The 18,857-nt window shown below is 65.5% G+C and carries 18 protein-coding genes, 1 tRNA gene and 1 pseudogene; 7 read left to right on the forward strand and 13 right to left on the reverse strand.

The window, feature by feature from the left end; translation table 11 throughout:
- Positions 1-125 precede the first annotated feature (125 nt).
- The 3 genes from ACSQ3P_RS02300 to ACSQ3P_RS02310 all read right to left on the reverse strand — a co-directional run bounded on the left by ACSQ3P_RS02300 (position 126) and on the right by ACSQ3P_RS02310 (position 2,988).
- The gene (locus ACSQ3P_RS02300) at positions 126-644 is read right to left on the reverse strand and encodes a gamma-glutamylcyclotransferase family protein (protein WP_436164042.1); all 519 of its coding nucleotides are present in this window, start codon (positions 642-644) and stop codon (positions 126-128) included.
- Positions 645-834: 190 nt separating this feature from the next.
- Positions 835-2,007, reverse strand: coding sequence for an isovaleryl-CoA dehydrogenase (locus ACSQ3P_RS02305; protein ID WP_436164043.1), 1,173 nt, complete (start codon positions 2,005-2,007; stop codon positions 835-837).
- Between the two features lie 171 nt (positions 2,008-2,178).
- Positions 2,179-2,988, reverse strand: coding sequence for an enoyl-CoA hydratase (locus tag ACSQ3P_RS02310; protein ID WP_436164044.1), 810 nt, complete (start codon positions 2,986-2,988; stop codon positions 2,179-2,181).
- Positions 2,989-3,050: 62 nt separating this feature from the next.
- Here ACSQ3P_RS02310 and ACSQ3P_RS02315 point away from each other — a divergent pair, with 62 nt between their 5' ends.
- Entirely contained in the window at positions 3,051-3,509 is a 459-nt protein-coding gene (locus ACSQ3P_RS02315) for a PaaI family thioesterase (protein ID WP_410492231.1), read from the forward strand.
- Positions 3,510-3,813: 304 nt separating this feature from the next.
- Here ACSQ3P_RS02315 and ACSQ3P_RS02320 read toward each other — a convergent pair whose 3' ends face one another.
- From ACSQ3P_RS02320 to ACSQ3P_RS02330, 3 genes are all read right to left on the reverse strand, one after another.
- Positions 3,814-4,230 (reverse strand): carboxymuconolactone decarboxylase family protein, encoded by a 417-nt coding sequence (locus tag ACSQ3P_RS02320; protein ID WP_436164045.1) that lies wholly within the window; start codon positions 4,228-4,230, stop codon positions 3,814-3,816.
- Positions 4,163-4,594: a MerR family transcriptional regulator gene (locus ACSQ3P_RS02325; protein ID WP_436164046.1), complete on the reverse strand. Its 432-nt coding sequence runs from the start codon at positions 4,592-4,594 to the stop codon at positions 4,163-4,165. Before ACSQ3P_RS02325 ends, ACSQ3P_RS02320 begins: the two co-directional genes overlap by 68 nt.
- 194 nt (positions 4,595-4,788) lie before the next feature.
- Positions 4,789-5,598, reverse strand: coding sequence for a substrate-binding domain-containing protein (locus ACSQ3P_RS02330; RefSeq protein ID WP_436164047.1), 810 nt, complete (start codon positions 5,596-5,598; stop codon positions 4,789-4,791).
- Between the two features lie 241 nt (positions 5,599-5,839).
- Here ACSQ3P_RS02330 and rplM point away from each other — a divergent pair, with 241 nt between their 5' ends.
- From rplM to ACSQ3P_RS02345, 3 genes are all read left to right on the forward strand, one after another.
- The gene (gene rplM, locus ACSQ3P_RS02335; RefSeq protein WP_092177746.1) at positions 5,840-6,301 is read left to right on the forward strand and encodes a 50S ribosomal protein L13; all 462 of its coding nucleotides are present in this window, start codon (positions 5,840-5,842) and stop codon (positions 6,299-6,301) included.
- A gap of 2 nt (positions 6,302-6,303) precedes the next feature.
- Positions 6,304-6,783 (forward strand): 30S ribosomal protein S9, encoded by a 480-nt coding sequence (gene rpsI, locus ACSQ3P_RS02340; RefSeq protein WP_069692103.1) that lies wholly within the window; start codon positions 6,304-6,306, stop codon positions 6,781-6,783.
- Between the two features lie 212 nt (positions 6,784-6,995).
- The gene (locus ACSQ3P_RS02345; protein WP_436164048.1) at positions 6,996-7,748 is read left to right on the forward strand and encodes an SDR family oxidoreductase; all 753 of its coding nucleotides are present in this window, start codon (positions 6,996-6,998) and stop codon (positions 7,746-7,748) included.
- Positions 7,749-7,964: 216 nt separating this feature from the next.
- Here the strand turns inward: ACSQ3P_RS02345 and ACSQ3P_RS02350 are convergent, their stop codons facing one another.
- The 3 genes from ACSQ3P_RS02350 to ACSQ3P_RS02360 all read right to left on the reverse strand — a co-directional run bounded on the left by ACSQ3P_RS02350 (position 7,965) and on the right by ACSQ3P_RS02360 (position 11,738).
- The gene (locus ACSQ3P_RS02350; RefSeq protein ID WP_436164049.1) at positions 7,965-8,978 is read right to left on the reverse strand and encodes a CorA family divalent cation transporter; all 1,014 of its coding nucleotides are present in this window, start codon (positions 8,976-8,978) and stop codon (positions 7,965-7,967) included.
- 84 nt (positions 8,979-9,062) lie between these two features.
- A complete protein-coding gene (locus tag ACSQ3P_RS02355) occupies positions 9,063-10,691 on the reverse strand; it encodes an inorganic phosphate transporter (protein ID WP_436164050.1) in 1,629 nt (542 codons plus the stop codon).
- A 90-nt stretch (positions 10,692-10,781) separates the two neighbouring features.
- The gene (locus ACSQ3P_RS02360) at positions 10,782-11,738 is read right to left on the reverse strand and encodes a glycoside hydrolase family 25 protein (RefSeq protein WP_436164051.1); all 957 of its coding nucleotides are present in this window, start codon (positions 11,736-11,738) and stop codon (positions 10,782-10,784) included.
- Between the two features lie 111 nt (positions 11,739-11,849).
- On the opposite strand from ACSQ3P_RS02360, the gene ACSQ3P_RS02365 reads away from it, so the two are divergent.
- Positions 11,850-12,587 carry a CDP-alcohol phosphatidyltransferase family protein gene (locus ACSQ3P_RS02365; protein ID WP_436164052.1) on the forward strand — a complete coding sequence of 246 codons (738 nt, stop codon included), beginning with the start codon at positions 11,850-11,852 and terminating at the stop codon, positions 12,585-12,587.
- A gap of 237 nt (positions 12,588-12,824) precedes the next feature.
- Here ACSQ3P_RS02365 and ACSQ3P_RS02370 read toward each other — a convergent pair.
- From ACSQ3P_RS02370 to ACSQ3P_RS02385, 4 genes and pseudogenes are all read right to left on the reverse strand, one after another.
- Positions 12,825-13,601 (reverse strand): annotated as a pseudogene (locus ACSQ3P_RS02370) (glycoside hydrolase family 25 protein); the annotation flags it as partial.
- 65 nt (positions 13,602-13,666) lie between these two features.
- Complete coding sequence (gene mgtE, locus ACSQ3P_RS02375) at positions 13,667-15,073, reverse strand: magnesium transporter (protein WP_436164053.1); 1,407 nt, start codon at positions 15,071-15,073, stop codon at positions 13,667-13,669.
- Positions 15,074-15,293: 220 nt separating this feature from the next.
- Positions 15,294-15,378 (reverse strand) — tRNA-Leu (locus ACSQ3P_RS02380).
- 456 nt (positions 15,379-15,834) lie between these two features.
- Positions 15,835-16,104: a FliM/FliN family flagellar motor switch protein gene (locus tag ACSQ3P_RS02385; RefSeq protein ID WP_083269630.1), complete on the reverse strand. Its 270-nt coding sequence runs from the start codon at positions 16,102-16,104 to the stop codon at positions 15,835-15,837.
- A 137-nt stretch (positions 16,105-16,241) separates the two neighbouring features.
- Between ACSQ3P_RS02385 and lipB the strand changes: the two genes are divergently transcribed.
- Together lipB and ACSQ3P_RS02395 are read left to right on the forward strand one after the other, a co-directional pair.
- The gene (lipB, locus tag ACSQ3P_RS02390) at positions 16,242-16,958 is read left to right on the forward strand and encodes a lipoyl(octanoyl) transferase LipB (RefSeq protein WP_436164054.1); all 717 of its coding nucleotides are present in this window, start codon (positions 16,242-16,244) and stop codon (positions 16,956-16,958) included.
- Between the two features lie 68 nt (positions 16,959-17,026).
- On the forward strand, positions 17,027-18,634 hold the full coding sequence (locus ACSQ3P_RS02395) for a carboxyl transferase domain-containing protein (protein WP_436164055.1): 1,608 nt from the start codon (positions 17,027-17,029) through the stop codon (positions 18,632-18,634).
- The last annotated feature ends 223 nt before the right edge of the window (positions 18,635-18,857 follow it).

Below are 18,857 nucleotides of genomic sequence, written 5' to 3' on the forward strand. Positions count from 1 at the left end.
GCCCTCATCCGTGACGGCTTCGCCGTGCCACCTTCTCCCGCCATCTCGGGCTTGCCCGAGATGGGCAACCCAAAGTGTCAAAGTCGGCAACAGCCGACTTTGACTGGGGAGAAGGACCGCGCTTGTCACTTCGGCGCCAGCGCCCGCGGCCGCACGCCGGCGACCGGCCCGGGTGGAAGCTCTGCGCTCATATCCTGATTCAACGTCTTCACATCCAGATTCGGCTTGCTCAGGAAACGATTCATCGCGGCGAGGTAAGCCTCTGGCAACGCCCAGTGTTTCGCGCTGGCGATAACGTCTTCGAGATAGCCTGGTTTGGGCCGTCCGACCTCACCGGAGCGCCCGATATAGACCAACGCGCGCTTGGCTCCGCCCGGTATGATCACCGGCTGGTTGATCTTCACATAGAGCCCGCTGGCGATGTCCTCGAACTTGTCGAGCGTGCGGATATCGCTGAGCGCGCAATCCCAGAGCACGCCATGGACCTCCTCGCGCGGGTCGCGGATAACGGAGGCGTAGCCATCGCGCGTCACGATGAAGCGGTGGCGCGGCAGGCGCGCGAGCCCGAGCGGCTTCGAGCGCGGGCAGCGCCTCGCCATCGCGGCAACATCCATATTGGCGCCATAGGCGAAGTAGAGGGGCATTCAGGTCACCACGTCATTCTCGGGAGGTATTCGCTCGTCATGGTCGGGCCTGTCCCGACCATCCACGTCTTCGCCGGTCGATGAGGGGTGTTCAAGACGTGGATGCTCGCCACAAGGGCGAGCATGACGCCGTGGAGACATCCCGTCCGGAGATGCGCGGGTCAAGCCCGAGCATGACGGTCTGTGGCCGTCACTTCGTCTTCTGGAACAATTCCCGCCCGATCAGCATGCGCCGGATCTCGCTGGTGCCGGCGCCGATCTCGTAGAGTTTTGCGTCGCGCAGCAAACGCCCGGTCGAGTAGTCGTTGATATAGCCGTTGCCGCCGAGCAATTGGATCGCGTCGAGCGCGATCTGCGTCGCCTTCTCGGCCGAGATCAGGATCGCGCCGGCGGCGTCCTCGCGGGTGGTCTCGCCGCGGTCGCAGGCTTTTGCGACGGCATACACATAGGCCTTGCAGGCGTTCATCATCACATACATGTCGGCGAGCTTGCCCTGGACGAGCTGGAACTCGCCGATCGCCTGGCCGAACTGCTTGCGTTCATGAACATAGGGCATGACCACGTCGAGCGCCGCCTGCATGATGCCGAGCGGTCCGGCCGAGAGCACGACGCGCTCATAATCGAGCCCCGACATCAGCACGTTGACGCCGCGCCCGACTGAGCCGAGCACGTTCTCTTCGGGAACCTCGCATTCCTCGAAGACAAGTTCGCAGGTGTCGGAGCCGCGCATGCCGAGCTTGTCGAGCTTCTGGGCGGTCGAGAAACCCTTCATGCCCTTCTCGATCAGGAAGGCCGAGATGCCGCGCGAGCCGGCCTCCGGGTCGGTCTTGGCGTAGACCACCAGCGTCTCGGCGACCGGGCCGTTGGTGATCCACATCTTGTTGCCGGTGAGCACATAGCGGTCACCCTTCTTCACCGCCTTCGTCTTCATCGAGACGACGTCCGAGCCCGCGCCGGGTTCGGACATGGCGAGCGCGCCGACATGCTCACCGGAGATCAGCTTGGGCAGGTATTTCGCCTTCTGAGCCGGGGTGCCGTTGCGGGCGATCTGGTTGATGCAGAGATTGCTGTGGGCGCCGTAGCTGAGGCCGACCGAAGCCGAGGCGCGCGAAACCTCCTCGATCGCCACGACATGCTCGAGATAGCCCAGCCCCGCGCCGCCATCCTCCTCCTTCACCGTGATGCCGTGCAGGCCGAGCGCGCCCATCTGCGGCCAGAGATCGCGCGGGAAGGTGTTGGTCTTGTCGATTTCCTCGGCGCGCGGCGCGATCTTCTCCTGCGCGAAGGCGTGGACCGTGTCGCGGATTGCGTCGGCGGTCTCGCCGAGGTCGAAATTGAAGGGGCGCGGTGCGTTGGCGAGCATGGTCAGATCTCCCGGATTGGCTGGCGCGCTGTGATCGCTCTTGCTCTGCGTTATAGCCCGGAAACCGGGCCTGTCAGCGCGTAGAACCGTGCGGAACCGCCCAGCAGCGGAGTGCTTTGATGCCGCATCGGCTTGTCCCGAAAACCCGCTCCCGCTTTTCGGGCGGATGCGCTACTCCCACACCGGCGCGCGCTTCTCCATGAAGGCGCCGATGCCTTCCTCCGCGTCGCGCGCCAGCATGTTCTCGACCATCACCGCCGAGGCGTGGTCATAGGCGGCGCTCAAGCCCATCTCGCGCTGCTCGTAGAAGGCGCGCTTGCCGATCTTGACGGTGGCCGGGGATTTCGAGGCGATCACGCCGGCAAGGCGCTGCGCCTCCGCCAGGGCCTCGCCAGTCGAGACGACGCGGTTCACCAGCCCCATCCGCGCTGCCTCAGGTGCGGGCACCATCTCGCCGAGCAGCAGCATCTCCAGCGCGTGCTTGGCCGCGAGATTGCGCGAGAGCGCCACCATCGGCGTCGAGCAGAACAAGCCGATATGGACGCCCGGTGTGCAGAATTTTGCTTGCGCGCCCGCGACGGCGAGATCGCAGCTGGCGACGAGCTGGCAGCCGGCGGCGGTCGCGGTGCCTTCGACGGCCGCGATCACAGGCTGGGGCAGGCTGGTGATCTGCTGCATCGTTGCGGAGCAGCGCCCGAGGATGTCGGTGAAATAGGCGCGGCCGCGATCCGGATCGGCGCGATGCGCGCTCATCTCCTTTAGATCATGGCCGGCGCAGAACACCGGTCCCGCGGCGCTGAGCACGACGGCGCGCACGCTGCGGTCGCCTGCGATCATGATGAAGGCCTCGCTCAGCGCCGCCAGCATCGCCTCGCTCAGCGGGTTGCGCGATTGCGGGCGGTTCAGCGTCAGCGTCGCGACGCCGTCCGCATCGCTGCGCAGCAGCACCAGTGCGGCCTCGGGTCCGGTATGGGCATTCATGGCATGGCCTTTCGCGATCCCGCCTATTGTCGGAGCCGGATCGCCATGCTGCAAGGGGAGGGATGTCCGATCCGCTTCCGGTTTCCCGCACCATGACGACGCGCATGACCGTCTCCGAACTGGAGGCTTTTCTCGACCAGGTGTTCCCGCAGCTGCATTATGGCGGGCGCACCTATTTCATCGAGGATGTCGGGCCGATGAGCGCGCGGATGCGCTGCGACTATCATGAGCGCCATTTGCGCCCCGGCGGCACGATCTCGGGGCCGACCATGATGGCACTGGCGGACCTCGCGCTCTACGCCGCGATCCTGGCCCAGATCGGCCCGGTCGCGCTCGCGGTGACGACGAGCCTCAACTACAATTTCCTGCGCAAGCCCGGCCAGGCGGCGCTGATCGCGGAGGCGAGGCTGCTGAAGCTCGGCAGGCGGCTGGCGGTGGGCGAGGTCTCGCTGTTCTCGCAAGGCGAGAGCGAGATGGTCTGCCATGCGACGGGGACTTATTCGATCCCGGCCGAGCGGTAACGGGTCGAACGGCACCACCATGTCATTCCGGGGCTTCGCGCCTGCGAAGAACCCGGAACCCACGACCGGGTGAGCGTTGTCGACCGGGGTTGGCGAAGATATCGCGCACCCGGTCGTGGGTTCCGGGTTCGGCGCTGCACGCCGCCCCGGAATGACAGATAGGCACTTCGCTTCCAGCAGCGTCTTCTTCAGCGCTTCCTTCGAGATGTCGGGCTTGGCGCGCCGGTTTTGACCGAGAGCCCGATCGCCGACCGCACGAGGGCGACGATGCTGCTCGCGAAGGCAGCGCGGACGTTAGACATCATCATGCCGCGCGCTCCCGTTCGGCGTCGTCTCTGGCCGCAAAGACCTCCTTCGCGGCGAAGAGCCCGTTCACCGCAGCGGGAAAGCCGGCATAGACGGCCATCTGCATCAGGACCTCGACGATCTCCTCTCGGCTGACCCCGACATTCAGGCACGCCTCGATATGGACCTTCAATTGCGGTGCGGCATTCCCGAGTGCGGCCAGTGCCGCAATGGTTGCAATCTCGCGGCTCCGGAGATCAAGGCCCGGGCGGGAATAGATGTCGCCGAAGGGGAACTCGATCACGTAGCGCGCGAAATCCGGAGCGATATCGGCGAGCTGATTGACAATCTTCTCGCCGGCATGGCCGTCAATCTCGGAGAGGGCGCGCAAGCCCCTCTCGAACCGCTCGTTTGCGCCGTTCTGTTGCAGCATCATCATTCTTCTCCACCATGTCAGAGCCGGCATAGCCGGCGATTTTGGTGTCGAGGACGGCAAGGCAGGCCTGAAGCTCGGCGATATGGGCCCGGACCTTGGTCCGGTGCTCCTCCAGCAGGGCGCGGCGATCCTCCTCGGTCTCCGGGCCGCGCTCGCGCAAACGCGCATAACGCAGCTTGTCGCGGATCGGCATGCCGGTCGTCTTGAGACGGCCGAGAAACTCGATCCAGACCAGGATGGAGGCATCGTATTCGCGCTGCTGCGAGGAGGCGCGCGATGCGTAGGGCAGCAACCCGATCCGCTCGTAATAGCGGATCGTGTGCGTCGATAATCCCGTGCGCCTCGCGAGGTCCCCGATCTTCATGGTTTGCCTTGTTCGTCGTGACGCTGATCTGGATACAAGTTCGAGCGCACTCTAAGTCAAGGGCCAGTTGCACAGGCGGATTTGGCGCTCGATGCCGCGATCCCGGCCCAGATCGGCCCGCCCCGGTCGACAACGCTCACATGGTCGTGGGTTCCGGGTTCGGCGCTGCGCGCCGCCCCGGAATGACAGATGGGCTACTTCTGCGGCAGCGGCTCCAGCCCGGTCTTCTTGATCACCGGCGCGGCCTCCGGCGAACCCAGGCAGGCGATCAGCTTCTTTGCCGCTTCCGGCTCCTTCGACCCGGCCGCCAGCCCCGCCGAGAAGACCGTTACGCGCTGGACCTCCTCGGGCAGCGTGCCGACGAAATCCAGCCCGTCGATCGTGACCAGCTCGCTGACCTGCTGGAAGCCGAGCTCGGCCTCGCCGCGCACCACCACCGTGCCGACGCGTTCGCTGAAGATCTTCTTCGACTTGGCCATGACCTGGCCGCTGGGGTCGAGCTTGGGGAACAGCTCCTCGGAGAGATAGGTTCCGCTGGCGCTGGCGGAATAGGCGATCGACTTCGCCTCCAGCAGCGTCTTCTTCAGCGCCTCGACCGTCGAGATGTCGGGCTTGGGCGCGCCGGCCTTGACCGAGAGGCCGATCGCTGAGCGCACCAGATCGACCCGGCTGCCGGGCATGCCCTTGCCGTCCTTGACCAGCTTGTCGAAGGCGTCGCTGGCCAGAATGACGATATCGGCGGGTTCGCCGCGTGCCAGCCGGTTGGGAATGGCGTCGGGAGCGGCCCCCATCGAGGCGCCATAGGCGCTGACGACCTTCTGGCCGATCTTCACCTCGCAGCCGGCGACGAGTTCCTTATAGGCCGCGGTGAAGCCGCCGGAGCTGATGACATGGACATCTGCCGAGGCCGGCGAGGTGAGAGCGAAGGGCGATGCGGTGAGGCTCAGCGCGAGCAGGGCGCGGGCAAGCGGTTTCTTGTTCATGGCAAGCGGTTTCTTGTTCATGGATAGTCCTCCTGCCGCATGATTGCGAAAGCTCGGCGCGATGCAACAGGGATCAATTGCCGTCTTATGCGGTATCTGGATACCTTTTATCGCATGTCGTTTGAAAACATGGGTTTTCTTGGCTGTTCGCGCTGACGGATTGCCTTGACATAGCCGTGGCAGCCCCTTAACCACCGCCTCACATCGCCGCCGGGTTCCCGGCGGCTTGTCCTTTTTTCAAGCTAACCGAAGGGGTGCTGCGATGAAGACCATGTCGCTGAAGCCCGCCGACGTCGAAAAAAAGTGGGTTGTGATCGATGCCTCCGGGCTGGTCGTCGGCCGTCTCGCCACCATCGTGGCGATGCGCCTGCGCGGCAAGCACAAGGCCAATTACACCCCGCATGTCGACTGCGGCGACAATATCGTGATCGTCAACGCCGATAAGGTGGTTCTGACCGGGCGCAAGCTCGACCAGAAGGTCTATTACCACCACACCGGCTTTGCCGGCGGCATCAAGGAGCGTTCGGCCAAGTTCATTCTCGAAGGCCGCTTCCCTGAGCGTATCGTCGAGAAGGCCGTCGAGCGCATGCTCCCGCGCGGCCCGCTCTTCCGCCAGATCCTCGGCAACCTGCGCGTCTACAAGGGCGCTGAGCATCCGCACGCCGCCCAGTCGCCGGAGACGCTCGACGTCGCTGCGCTCAACCGCAAGAATGCGAGGGTCTGATCATGGCCGAGGTTCTTCAGTCTCTCGAGCAGCTCGGCCAGGTCGCGAAGTCGACCCAGCCCGACGCTCCCGTCCACGTCAAGAAGATCGACGCCCAGGGCCGCGCCTATGCCACCGGCAAGCGCAAGAACGCCATTGCCCGCGTCTGGATCAAGCCCGGCTCGGGCAAGATCACGGTCAACACGCGTGACCAGGAGGTCTACTTCGCCCGCCCGGTGCTGCGCATGGTCCTGCAGCAGCCGCTGCAGCATGTCGATCGCCTGACCCAGTACGACGTCGTCGTCACGGTCAAGGGCGGCGGCCTCTCCGGCCAGGCCGGCGCGGTGCGCCACGGCATCTCCAAGGCCCTGACCTTCTATGAGCCCGAGCTTCGCGGCCCGCTCAAGAAGGAAGGCTTCCTGACCCGCGATTCGCGTGTCGTCGAGCGTAAGAAGTTCGGCAAGGCCAAGGCCCGCCGCAGCTTCCAGTTCTCGAAGCGCTGATCGTTTTACGACGGTCCGGTATGTGGAAGGGCGGCTCGCAAGAGCCGCCCTTTTCGTTTCTATTGCCCTCCCGCAGCCCTCATCCTGAGGAGCGAGCCAGGGGCTCGCGTCTCGAAGGATGCTTCAGAGCGCACTGGACCATCCTTCGAGACGCGCCTGACGGCGCTCCTCAGGATGAGGGCCGCGGGTGTTTCATTGAAAAGGAGCCTCCCATGAACCGCCCCGTCCTTCTCGTCACCGGCGGCAGCCGTGGCATCGGCGCTGCGACCGCGATCATGGCGGCCAAGCGCGGCTACGATGTCGCGGTGAACTATCAAAGCAACGCGGATGCCGCCGCCGAGGTCGTCGCGGCTTGCGAGGCCGCTGGTGCCAGGGCCGTGGCGCTCCAGGGCGACATGGCGAGCGCGACCGACATCATCCGCGTATTCGCCGAGGCCAAAGCCGCGCTGGGGCCGCTCAGCCATGTCGTCAACAATGCCGGCATCACCGGCAAGGCGAGCTCGCTCGCCGAGGCCGACACCGCCGTGATCCGCGCCTGCATCGACATCAACGTCACCGGCGCGATCCTGGTCGCGCGCGAGGCGGCCCGCGCGCTCGGAGCCAATGCCGAGGCGAAGGGCAGGGCGATCGTCAACATCTCCTCGGCGGCAGTCACGCTCGGCTCGCCCGGCGAATTCGTCTGGTACGCCGCCTCCAAGGGCGCGATCGACTCCCTTACCATCGGGCTCGCCAAAGAGCTGGCTCCGGCCGGCATCCGGGTCAACGCGGTCGCGCCGGGCATGACGGAGACCGATATCCACGCGATGTCCTCCGGCGAGCCCGGCCGCGTCGCGCGCATCGCGCCGACGATCCCGCTCAAGCGCGTCGCGACGCCCGACGAGATCGCCGAATCGATCCTGTTCCTGCTCTCGGACGCCTCGGCCTATACGACGGGCGTGATCCTGCGCGTGGCGGGCGGGCGCTAGAGCCCCACGCCGTCATTCCGGGGCAGGCCGCAAGCCTGAGCCCGGAACCCAGAACCGATGCGCTCGACGTTTGAGGCTCGCCATGCGGGCGCGTTATCGAGAACCGGTATCGGTTCTGGGTTCCGGGCTCTTCGCTGACGCGAAGCCCCGGAATGATGGCGGTGTTTCCAAATCAAGTCGTCACGCTTTGAGGCACGGCGCTCCGCCTCGCCGGCCTCAGCCGATCATGCCCCGGCGCTTCAGGAACAGCATGACCGCCCAGGCCGCGGCCAGGCACATCAGCGTGACATAGGTGAAGCCCGCAGTGTCCTCAGCCCAGGGCACGCCCTTGGCGTTCACGCCGAAGAGCCCGGTAATGAAGGTCGCGGGCAGAAAGACGGCGGTCAGGATCGAGAGCACATAGAGCTGCTCATTCGTCCGGTTCGCCGAGCGAGCGGCGATCTCGTCCTGCAGCAGGCGCGCGCGCTCCTGCACGGAATGGACGTCATGGTGCAAGGTGTCGACCCGCTGCAGCAGGCGCCCGGCGCAGGCCTTCACGGTTTCCGGCGCGGCGCGGCCCGAGCCGGTCTCGGCGAAGCGCCGGAACAGCAGATGTAGGCCGTTGAGCTGCCGGTGCAATCGAACGGAGGTGCGCCGCACCGCGCCGACGCGCTGCGGGCCGTCGCGGAGGCGGTCGGTCAGGACATGGTCCTCGACGCTGTCGATCTCGTCGGTGAGGCGGATGACGGCGTCGGTCACGTCGTCGATGATATATTCGATGATGTGCTCGAACAGGGAGGAGGGCGAGGCGATGGTCTCGCCCTGGTCCAGGGCCTCGACCGTCATGCGGATCGACTGCAGGGCGCCGCGCCGGCCGGTCAGCAGAAAGCGCTCGCCGATGATCCAGTGCAGCGCGCCGACGCTCTCGGATTTGTCGGCGATGTCGCGGATCAGATCATGCGAGATGCCCCAGGCGAGCTCGGGCGAATGGTCGAGGCGCTGGTGGTTGTCATGCGACAGGAACATCATCTGCGCCGGCAGTGGCAAGGTGGGCTGCTCGGCGAGCCAGGTCGCTATGCGGGTGTGGACGAGATCGAGATGGATCCAGACGAAGCCGGTGGCCTGCGGGGCGAGGCCGGGGAGTTCGTCGCGGCCGATCAGGCTAGGCTTTCCCACCTCGTCGAAGCGATAGGCCCAGACGATGCCGGAGCCGGATTGGAGATCGGCATGGGCGGGCAATGCGATGTTCATGCGGGGCTCGCCTTGTCTTGGTGAGCTTGAAATACAGATCGGCGCCGAGGCGGTAACGCCTCGGCGCCGGCCTTACGCTTGGCCTCAGAACACCTGACGCAACACCACGAACAGCGTGCCGGAGATCAGGATGGCGCAGGGCAGGGTCAGCACCCAGGCCATCAGCATGTTGCGCACGGTCGACATCTGCAGGCCCGACTTGTTGGCCGCCATCGTACCGGCGACGCCCGAGGACAGGATGTGCGTGGTCGAGACCGGCAGGCCGTAGACGTCGGCGGCCGCGATCGTGGCGGCGGCGACGAGTTCGGCTGACGCTCCCTGGGCATAGGTCAGGTGCGACTTGCCGATCTTCTCGCCGACGGTGACGACGATGCGCTTCCAGCCGACCATGGTGCCGAGCCCGAGCGCCAGCGCCACCACGACCTTGACCCAGAACGGGATGAAGCGGGTCGCGTCGTCGAGCGAGGCCTTGTAGGCGGTCATGACCTTGAGGTCCTCGGCCGTGAAGATCTTCTCTTCCTTCTTGTCCGCCTTGAAGATGTGCTTCATCGCCTCGGAGGCGAGATACATGTCGTTGCGGGCGTTGCCGACGACCGCGGCCGGATATTTGGAGGGGTGGCCATAGGTCTCGACCTGCTTGACGATCTCCTTGTTCAGCGCCGAGAGCGCCGGGAAGGTCGAGTCGTCGATCGTCCGGTCGGAGACATAGCGCGTCACGTTCTGGCGCGGGTCGCCGATGATGGAATAGCCCAGCGCCTTCTGGTCGATGACGGCGCTGGCGGCGATGGCGGTCTTGCGGAAGGTGTCGACATCGCCGGCGGGAATGGCGCGGTTCAGCGCATAGGCCGTGGGCGCGCAGCCGATCAGGATCAGCATGATCAGGCCCATGCCTTTCTGGCCGTCATTCGAGCCATGGGCGAAGGAGACGCCGGTGCAGGTCGCGATCAGAACGGCGCGGATCCACAGCGGCGGCGGCTTGTTGCCCTTCGGCTCGGCATAGAGCTCGGGGCTTTTCACCAGAATCTTCAGCGTCAGGAAGACGAGCGCGGCGGCGATGAAGCCGAACACCGGCGAGATCAGCAGCGACTGGCCGATCTCGATTGCCTTGGACCAGTCGACGCCCGAGGTGCCGCTGTTCGAATTGTAGAGCTGGTTGGCGAGGCCGACGCCGATGATCGAGCCGATCAGCGTATGCGAGGAGGACGCCGGCAGGCCGAGCGCCCAGGTGCCGAGATTCCAGATGATCGCCGCGATCAGCAGGGCGAAGACCATGGCGAAGCCCGCTCCGGAGCCGACATTCAGGATGAGCTCGACCGGCAGCAGCGAGATGATGCCGAAGGCGACCGCGCCGCTCGCCATCATCACGCCGAGGAAGTTGAAGAAGCCGGACCAGACGACGGCGACATTGGCTGGCATCGCGTGGGTGTAGATCACGGTCGCGACCGCGTTGGCGGTGTCGTGGAAGCCGTTGACGAACTCGAAGCCGAGCGCGATCAGCATGGCCACGCCGAGCAGGATGAAGGGCAGCCAGGTCGTGGCCGGCGTGCCGGCGGACGAGATGTCCTGGTAGAGCGAATACGCCATATAGGCGAGGCCGGCGGTCATAATGCCGGCGAAGAAGGCGAGGGCACTGAGGCTCTTGGGAGCGTCCAGCTTCGGTTTGCCGGCATCGGGAGCGTGGCCCGTGCCGTTGTCCAACGTCATACTCGTCATCGTACTGCTCCCCGGAGCCCTGTTAAGGTTCGGGTAACCTGTTCGATTTCGCTGACGATCTGATGACGGCTTCTCGCGGCTGCGAGAAGGTCAATCGCGCATGATTGCGCCCGCGTCGCGCGTCGCGGCTGTCCGTTGCGGCACCCGCGCGGGCGGGAGAAGCCTGAGCGGGGCGGCTCCAGCCGCCTTGGGCGTACTCGCGCCGGCAGGGCGCGCGGGCAGCTTGGGGCTCGCGACCTTCGGCTCGCCGCCATGCCATTTGCGCGCGCCGATGTCGAAGCGGCCGGTGCGCCAGGCAGCGAATTCCTGCTCGCTGCCGAAGAAGGCGTTGCGGTCGACATCGCCGGGGACGCCGGGGACCTGGCCTGTCGTGGTGAATTGCCAGAACTCCCATTTCTCGCGGTTGTAGCGATGCTTCAGCGGCGCGGCGGTCGAGCGCAGCCAATAGGGGTAGTCGTTGAACTCACCCTCGAGCACGTCCTCATGGAAGTTGATGTCGGTGTAGATGATCGGCTTCTTGCCGGTATGGGCCTGCAGTGCCACCAGCATCTCGCGGATCTTGGCGAGGGCCTGATCGCGCGAGATCTTGCGGGTGCATTGCGAGCCGTTCTGCCATTCGACATCGAGCACGGGCGGCAGGGCGTCGGCATCACGCGGGATGTGCTTCTTGAACCAGCGCACCTGGTCCTTTGCCGAGCGGCACCACCAGACGAAATGATAGGCGCCGCGCGGGATGCCGTGCTTCTTCGCCTCGGCCCAGTTGCGCTTGAAGCTGGGGTCGAGATGGTCGCCGCCCTCGGTCGCCTTGATGAAGGCGAAGCGGGTATCGGCGTCCTTGACCTTGGCCCAGTCGATCTCGCCCTGCCAGCGCGAGATATCGATGCCCTGGATCGCCTTGCGCCTTGCGTCGCGCACGCCATGATGCGGTTCGCTGTCGCCCTTCTTCGGGTAGAGCGCGGCGGCGGGCATGGTCTCGCAGGCGAGCAGGCCGAGCGTGGCGAGCACACTGAAGAGGGTTCGTCCAAAAATCGTCGCTCGCGCGGGCATCCACTTCTCCATTAGCCTTTCCAGATGAGAGCGACGTGGTTAAGGCCCGGTTAGAACTTGCTCGCATCCGAATGGCTTGTTTCAGCTTTGGTTAACCGGGGAGGAGCGACGGTGGAGCCGGAGCCAGGCAAGCAGGAGGCCGCGACGGGGTTGCGCAGGGCGCTGGCCTATGGCGTCCATGTCTTCACGGCGCTGGGCGCAGCGCTCGGGCTGCTATCGCTGCAGGCCGTGATCGCGGGCGATCTGGCGCAGGCCTTCGGCTGGCTCGCAGTGGCGCTGCTGGTCGATGCGCTCGACGGGCCGCTGGCGCGCCGGCTCGAGGTCAAGGAGCTGGCCAAGCGCTATGACGGGGCGCAGCTCGACCTCGTCGTCGATTTCATCACCTATGTCTTCGTGCCCGCCGCGATGCTGCTGCGCGCCGATGTGATGACGCAGCCCTGGGGGGTGCTCTGCGGCGTCGTGGTCACGCTGACGAGTGCGCTCTATTTCGCCGATACCGGCATGAAGACCGATGATTGGTGGTTCCGCGGCTTTCCGGCGGTGTGGAACATCGTGGTGTTCTACATCGTCGCCTTCGCGCCGCCGGTCTGGCTGGCGCTCGCGGTGGTCCTGGTCGCGACGGTGCTGATGTTTGCGCCGGTCGTCTTCGTCCATCCAGTCAGGGTGCGGCGCTGGCGCGGGCTGACGCTCTCAATCCTGGTTCTCTGGGGCGGGGCTGCCTTGTGGACGCTCTGGCGGGAGATGCGCCCGGACCTGCCGGCAAAAGGCATCCTGCTGATCGCGGTCGCCTATTTCGTTCTGCTCGGTCTGGGTCGTGCCTGGGAAAGACGTCGTAGGGGTCAAGCTTGATGACCGGGCGAAAATGCCCCGTCAGTTCCGCTTGCCGATGCTCCTTGCCGGAATATGCAGCGAGGAGGGCACCGGCTCGATCGCGCCCGGTACGGTCGCGACGGGGGCGTCCTCGGGTTCAACCGGCTCGGGCATCGAGGGCTGGAGCGAGGGAGAGGGCGCCGGCGGCTCGGTGACGATGCTCGGGCTCGGCTGCGCCGGCGACTGGCGGCGCCTGGCCCAGGCGCGCGTGCCGATATCGAACTCGCCATTGATCCAGCCGATGAACTGCTCTTCGCTGCCGAAGAAGGCGTTGCGGTCGACATCGCCTCGGATGCCCGGCACGCGGCCCGTGGTGGTGAACTGCCAGAACGCCCAGGGCCGGTTGGCATAGCGCGTCTCGGGCAGCGCCGCCGTCGAGCGGATCCAGTAGGGGTAGTCGTTGAACTGGCCTTCCAGCACATCCTTGTGGAAGGTGATGTCGGTGTAGATCACCGGCTTCTTGCCGGTGAGCTGCTCCAGCTCGGTCAGCATGAGCTGGATCTTCTCCAGCGCCAGCGAGCGGTCGATTTTCTGCGGGCAGGTCCGGGAATGGCCGTTCCATTCGACATCGAGCACCGGCGGCAGCGCGTCGGGGTCGTTGGGGATCTGCTGCTTGAACCAGATCGCCTGTTCATGGGCCGGGCGGCACCAATAGACGAAATGATAGGCGCCGCGCCGCACGCCGGCCCGGCGCGCAGCCTCCCAGTTCCGCTGGAAGGCAGGGTCGACATGGTCGCCGCCCTCGGTCGCCTTCATATAGACGAAGCGCGTCCCGGCGCCCTTGACCGCGGCCCAGTCGATCTCGCCCTGCCAGCGCGAGATGTCGATGCCCTGCACGGCATAGCGATGCGCGGCGGCAACGCCCGGATGAGGCCGGTTGTCGCCCTTGAGCGGGTAGTTGCCCTCCATCGCGACGCAGCCGCCCAGCACCGCGAGCGCGGCGGCGACAAGGAAGGAGACGGGCTTGGGGCTGAGCATGCGGAGCGGGATCATCTCTCTGAAAATTGAGGAGAAAGCTTGACGCCCGGTTTACGTTACCGGTTTTTCTGTACGTTCGCCTAGCCCAGGCCGAGCCATAATGTCGCGATCCCGAGAAAAGCGAAGAAGCCGACGACGTCCGTCACCGTCGTGACGAAGGTTCCCGATGCGATCGCGGGGTCGATATCGAAGCGGTCGAGCAGGACGGGAATCGCGACGCCGGCTCCGGCTGCGGCGATCAGGTTGACGATCATCGCGACGCCGATGACGAGGCCCAGCCCCGTGCTCGAGAACCAGATCGCGGCGGTGACGCCAGTGATCAGTGCGAAGCCGACGCCGTTCAGCAGGCCCACGATCATCTCGCGAGTGAAGAAGCGGCGCAGGTTCCAGGCGCCGAGTTCCTGCGTCGCCAGCGCACGCACCGCCACCGTCATCGTCTGGGTCGCAGCGTTGCCGCCCTGGCTCGCGACGATCGGGGCCAGGATCGCCAGCGCCACGAGCTTGGTCATCTGCGCCTCGAACAGGCTCATCACGGCCGCTGCGAGGAAGGAGGTCAGCAGATTGATGAAGAGCCAGCGGAAGCGGCTCTTGGCGATCTGCCGGACGGGGTCCGACAACTCCTCGTCGGCGTCGACGCCGCCGAGCTGCTTGACGTCGTCGTCGGCCGCCTCCTCGATGACGTCGACAATGTCGTCGATCGTCATCACGCCGACAAGGCGGCCGGCATCGTCGATCACGGGCGCGGCGACGAGGTTGTAGCGCTGGAACATCCGCGCGACATCCTCGATGTCGTCGGTTGCCTTGACGACGCGGTTCTCTTCTCCGACCAGTTCGGCGATCGTCACCGGCCGCTTGGTCCGCAGCAAGCGGTCGAGCTGGACGGTTCCGACGAAATGATGCGCCGGGTCGGCGATGAAGATCTCGAAGAAGCGCTCCGGCACATCCTTCGTCTCGCGCAGATAGTCGATGGTCTGGCCGACGGTCCAGAAGGGCGGCACCGCCACGACCTCGCTCTGCATGCGCCGGCCGGCGCTGCCCTCGGGACAGTCGAGCCCCTGCTGCAGCGCGATGCGCTCGGAGGGCGTCAGCTTGTCGAGGACCTCCTGCTTGTCGGCCTCGTTGAGGTCTTCGAGGATGTAGACCGCGTCGTCGGTGTCGAGATCGCGCACGCCTTCGGCGACGGTCTGCGCCGACAGCTCCTCGAGAATCTCCTCGCGGACGGCGTCGTCGACCTCGGTCAGGGCGGTGAAGTCGAAATCGGCGCCGAGCAGCGAGATCAGGCGCGGGCGCTCTTCGGGATCGAGCGCTTCCAGCACGGCGCCGAGATCGGCCTCGTGCATGTCGGCGACGACGGCGCGCAGCGTCGTCAGGTCCGAGAGCAGGACGGCCTGCGAGATCTGCTCGATCAGCCCTGCGTCGATTGCGCCGTCCTCGTCGCGAATCGGGCGCTCCAGCACCGCGTCCTGAGCCGTTTGCGTGTCCGCCATCGGTCCGGCTCCATGGTCTGAGGGACGGTTTGGATTCGAGGGAAGGGCGGCTGCTCTTGTGTCAGTGCCTTCGCGCTCTTGCAACGCAGCATGGCGGTTTCACGGCACATTCCCAGCGCTGTGGCATCGGCTTCTCCCGAAAGTCGGTTCCGACGCTCTAGGCCGGAAACATAAACGGCGACCCTCGCGGGTCGCCGTTCGTGGGACTTTCGTCCAAATCTGGTGCGGTCAAGAGGACTCGAACCTCCACGGGTCTCCCCGCTACCACCTCAAGGTAGTGCGTCTACCAATTCCGCCATGACCGCAGCGGCTCGAAAACTGCCGTGTGAACGCGGCAACTCAGGAACGGCGCGGGTCTAGCAAATCGAATCCGCCGCCACAAGAGCGTTTCGTCAAGAATGCGTCACGGTTCGGTTTATCCCCTGCTGCCCTCATCCCGAGAAGCACTCCTCGGAGGCCAAGTCGACATGAATCGAGCGGTATCCAGGGCCTCCGATCGCTTGCCACCACCTGCGCCGTCATTCCGGACAAGTCGCGTCAGCGGCGCAGATCCTGAGTCCATCGGAGGCCACCGAACTCTACGATGGATTCCGGATCTCCGCGGAGCCTGTCCTTGGGCCGATCGAAGATCGGACCCGGAGGCTGCGTCCGGAATGACGACGTGTAGATGGTCAAGGCTGAGCCATTGACATCATTGAATTAATTTCACGCCAGGCACCTCAGGATGAGGGCTGTGGAGATGAGGAGAAGCGTGCGGCCGCTCAGGCCGCCTCGGCCACGCTCTGCAGCGAGTAGACTGTCGGGCGCTTCAGCATCTGGGTGATCTCGACCGAGATCTTGGAGCCGCTGACCACGACATTGCCCTTGGCGAAGGGGTGATTGTTGGCGAGAATCTGGACTTCCTCGGTCTCGGTCGCGTTGAGCTCGATGATGGCGCCGCGGCCCATGCGCAGCAATTTGTAGATCGGCATCTGGGTCTGGCCCAGCACGACGGTGAGAACGACAGGAACGAGATCAAGATCAGCCTTCAAGTCCTGCCTCCGAAACCCTACTTCAGAATTCTACCAACGAAACTTGCCAGCAGAGCTTGCCTGAGGGCCATTTTCGAGCGCAAGAGGCGCCTGCCGCTTCCGGTTGATGAACGTTGAACAAACAGGGTTAAGGCGAAGTGAAGACGCGCGAGGCGCTGGCGGTTTTGTTTGGGACAGAGGGCGATGCCGGCCCGGTCGAATGGGTCGTGGCCGAGGGCCTGACTGGCTATGAAGCCGCCGTCGCCGAGATGGAGGCGCGTGTCGCGCTGATCGCCGACGGTCTCGCGCCCGAGCGCGTCTGGCTGGTCGAGCATCCGCCGCTCTACACCGCCGGCACCTCGGCCAAGGATGAGGATCTGATCGCGCCGGGGCGCTTTCCGGTGCATCGCAGCGGCCGGGGCGGGCAGTTCACCTATCATGGCCCGGGCCAGCGCGTGGCCTATGTGATGCTCGACCTGAAGCGCCGCGACCCCGATCTCAGGCGCTTCGTGGCGGCGCTGGAGGCCTGGCTGATCGGCACGCTCGACGCCTTCAATGTCAGGGGTGAGCGGCGCGAGGACCGCGTCGGCGTCTGGGTCAGGCGACCCGAGAAGCGGGCAAAGACTGGAGCGGAGAGCGCGGAGGACAAGATTGCCGCGATCGGTATCCGGGTCCGGCGCTGGGTCTCGTTCCACGGCATCTCGCTGAATGTCGAGCCGGACCTCACGCATTTCGACGGCATCGTGCCCTGCGGCGTCAGCGACCAGGGCGTGACCTCGCTGGTCGATCTAGGCCTGCCCGTGACGATGCCGGAGGTCGATTCGACCCTGCGCGCGCAATTCGAGCGCATCTTTGGGCCGACCATCTTGGCATGACGCCCCGTTGGCAGCACCCGCAGAGCCGTTCATAAGGCTGATCCCAAGAACTGACGAGGGAGCGCGACGTGCCGGTCATCGAGAGCAAGGTCGATCTGGATTCGGCCGAGACGCGCGCCAATGCCGAGAACTGGGCCGCCCTGCGCAGCGAATTGCAGGAACGCCGCACGACCGCCGCGCTCGGCGGCAACGCCAAATCGCGCGAGCGCCATACGGCGCGGGGAAAACTCCTGCCGCGTGAGCGTGTGCTGCGCCTGCTCGATCCCGGTTCCGCCTTCCTCGAGATCGGGGCGCTCGCCGCCTTCGAGATGTACGACAAGGAGATCCATGGCGCCGGCATGATCGCCGGCATCGGGCGCGTCTCCGGCCGCGAATGCATGATCGTCTGCAACGACGCGACGATCAAAGGCGGCACCTATTATCCGATGACGGTGAAGAAGCATCTGCGCGCCCAGGAGATCGCGCGCGAGAACCGGCTTCCTTGCATCTATCTGGTCGATTCCGGCGGCGCCAACCTGCCGCACCAGACAGAGGTCTTTCCCGACCGCGAGCATTTCGGCCGGATCTTCTACAATCAGGCGACGCTCTCGGCCGAAGGCATTCCGCAGGTCGCGGTGGTGATGGGCTCCTGCACCGCTGGTGGCGCCTATGTGCCGGCGATGTCGGACGAGACGATCATCGTCAAGAATCAGGGCACGATCTTCCTCGGCGGCCCGCCCCTGGTGAAGGCCGCGACCGGCGAGGTCGTCTCGGCCGAGGATCTCGGCGGCGCCGATGTCCATGCCCGTCTCTCGGGCGTCGCCGACCATTATGCCGGCGACGATACCCATGCACTCGCCATCGCGCGCCGCATCGCCAGCAATCTCAACAGCGTCAAGCGGCCCGATATCGACATCGCCGAGTCGGTGGAGCCTCTCTATCCTGTCGAGGAGCTGGAAGCCGTCGTCCCGACCGATCTCAAGAAGCAATACGACATCCGCGAGGTCATTGCCCGGCTTGTCGACGGCTCGGAGTTCGACGAGTTCAAGAAGCTCTACGGCACGACGCTGATCACCGGCTTTGCCCGCATCCACGGCATCCCTGTCGGCATCATCGCCAATAACGGCATCCTGTTCTCCGAGAGCGCGTTGAAGGGTGCGCATTTCATCGAACTCTGCTGCCAGCGCCGGATTCCGCTGCTCTTCCTGCAAAACATCACCGGCTTCATGGTCGGCCGCGATTTCGAGACGCGCGGTATCGCCAAGGACGGGGCGAAGCTCGTGACGGCGGTGGCCTCAGCGAAGGTGCCGAAAATCACCGTGCTGGTCGGCGGCTCCTTCGGGGCCGGCAATTACGGCATGTGCGGGCGCGCCTATTCCCCGCGCTTCCTCTTCACCTGGCCGAATTCCCGCATCTCGGTGATGGGCGGCGAGCAGGCGGCGAGCGTGCTCGCGACCGTCCGCCGCGACAATATCGAGGCCGAGGGCAAGCGCTGGTCGGCGGAAGAGGAGGAGGCCTTCAAGGCGCCGATCCGCTCGAAATATGAGGAGGAGGGCTCGCCCTATCACGCGACCGCCCGGCTCTGGGACGACGGCATCATCCTGCCCTCCGAGACGCGGCGCGTGCTGGCGCTGGCCTTCTCGGCCTGCCTCAACGCCGACGTGCCGGAGACCAGGTTCGGCGTGTTCAGGATGTAAGGGCGCGGTTCGGGCGTCCCCGGGCCCTCATCCCGAGAGCCTGGCTTGAAATGAAGCCAGTGATTTCAAAAGCCCGCCACGAAATTCGTGGCGGGCTCGTATTTTGGTTAGGGCAACGCTCCCTGTCCCGGCTCAGCGGCGGCGCTTGTACCAGCCACGATGTCGCCCACGATTCCACCCGCGATGGAGACCGCGGTTTCTGCCCCGCCCGTAGCCGTGGCCT

The sequence above is a fragment of the Allobosea sp. LjRoot9 genome (assembly GCF_964252745.1).
GTDB lineage: Bacteria > Pseudomonadota > Alphaproteobacteria > Rhizobiales > Beijerinckiaceae > Allobosea.

Coding starts and splice junctions, on each gene's coding strand:
- ACSQ3P_RS02330 (WP_436164047.1), bottom strand. CDS start 5,598: ATGAACAAGAAACCGCTTGCCATGAACAAGAAACCGCTTGCCCGCGCC.
- ACSQ3P_RS02350 (WP_436164049.1), bottom strand. CDS start 8,978: ATGAACATCGCATTGCCCGCCCATGCCGATCTCCAATCCGGCTCCGGC.
- ACSQ3P_RS02305 (WP_436164043.1), bottom strand. CDS start 2,007: ATGCTCGCCAACGCACCGCGCCCCTTCAATTTCGACCTCGGCGAGACC.
- ACSQ3P_RS02315 (WP_410492231.1), top strand. CDS start 3,051: ATGTCCGATCCGCTTCCGGTTTCCCGCACCATGACGACGCGCATGACC.
- ACSQ3P_RS02310 (WP_436164044.1), bottom strand. CDS start 2,988: ATGAATGCCCATACCGGACCCGAGGCCGCACTGGTGCTGCTGCGCAGC.
- ACSQ3P_RS02300 (WP_436164042.1), bottom strand. CDS start 644: ATGCCCCTCTACTTCGCCTATGGCGCCAATATGGATGTTGCCGCGATG.
- ACSQ3P_RS02355 (WP_436164050.1), bottom strand. CDS start 10,691: ATGACGAGTATGACGTTGGACAACGGCACGGGCCACGCTCCCGATGCC.
- ACSQ3P_RS02320 (WP_436164045.1), bottom strand. CDS start 4,230: ATGATGCTGCAACAGAACGGCGCAAACGAGCGGTTCGAGAGGGGCTTG.
- ACSQ3P_RS02360 (WP_436164051.1), bottom strand. CDS start 11,738: ATGCCCGCGCGAGCGACGATTTTTGGACGAACCCTCTTCAGTGTGCTC.
- rpsI (WP_069692103.1), top strand. CDS start 6,304: ATGGCCGAGGTTCTTCAGTCTCTCGAGCAGCTCGGCCAGGTCGCGAAG.
- ACSQ3P_RS02325 (WP_436164046.1), bottom strand. CDS start 4,594: ATGAAGATCGGGGACCTCGCGAGGCGCACGGGATTATCGACGCACACG.
- mgtE (WP_436164053.1), bottom strand. CDS start 15,073: ATGGCGGACACGCAAACGGCTCAGGACGCGGTGCTGGAGCGCCCGATT.
- ACSQ3P_RS02345 (WP_436164048.1), top strand. CDS start 6,996: ATGAACCGCCCCGTCCTTCTCGTCACCGGCGGCAGCCGTGGCATCGGC.
- rplM (WP_092177746.1), top strand. CDS start 5,840: ATGAAGACCATGTCGCTGAAGCCCGCCGACGTCGAAAAAAAGTGGGTT.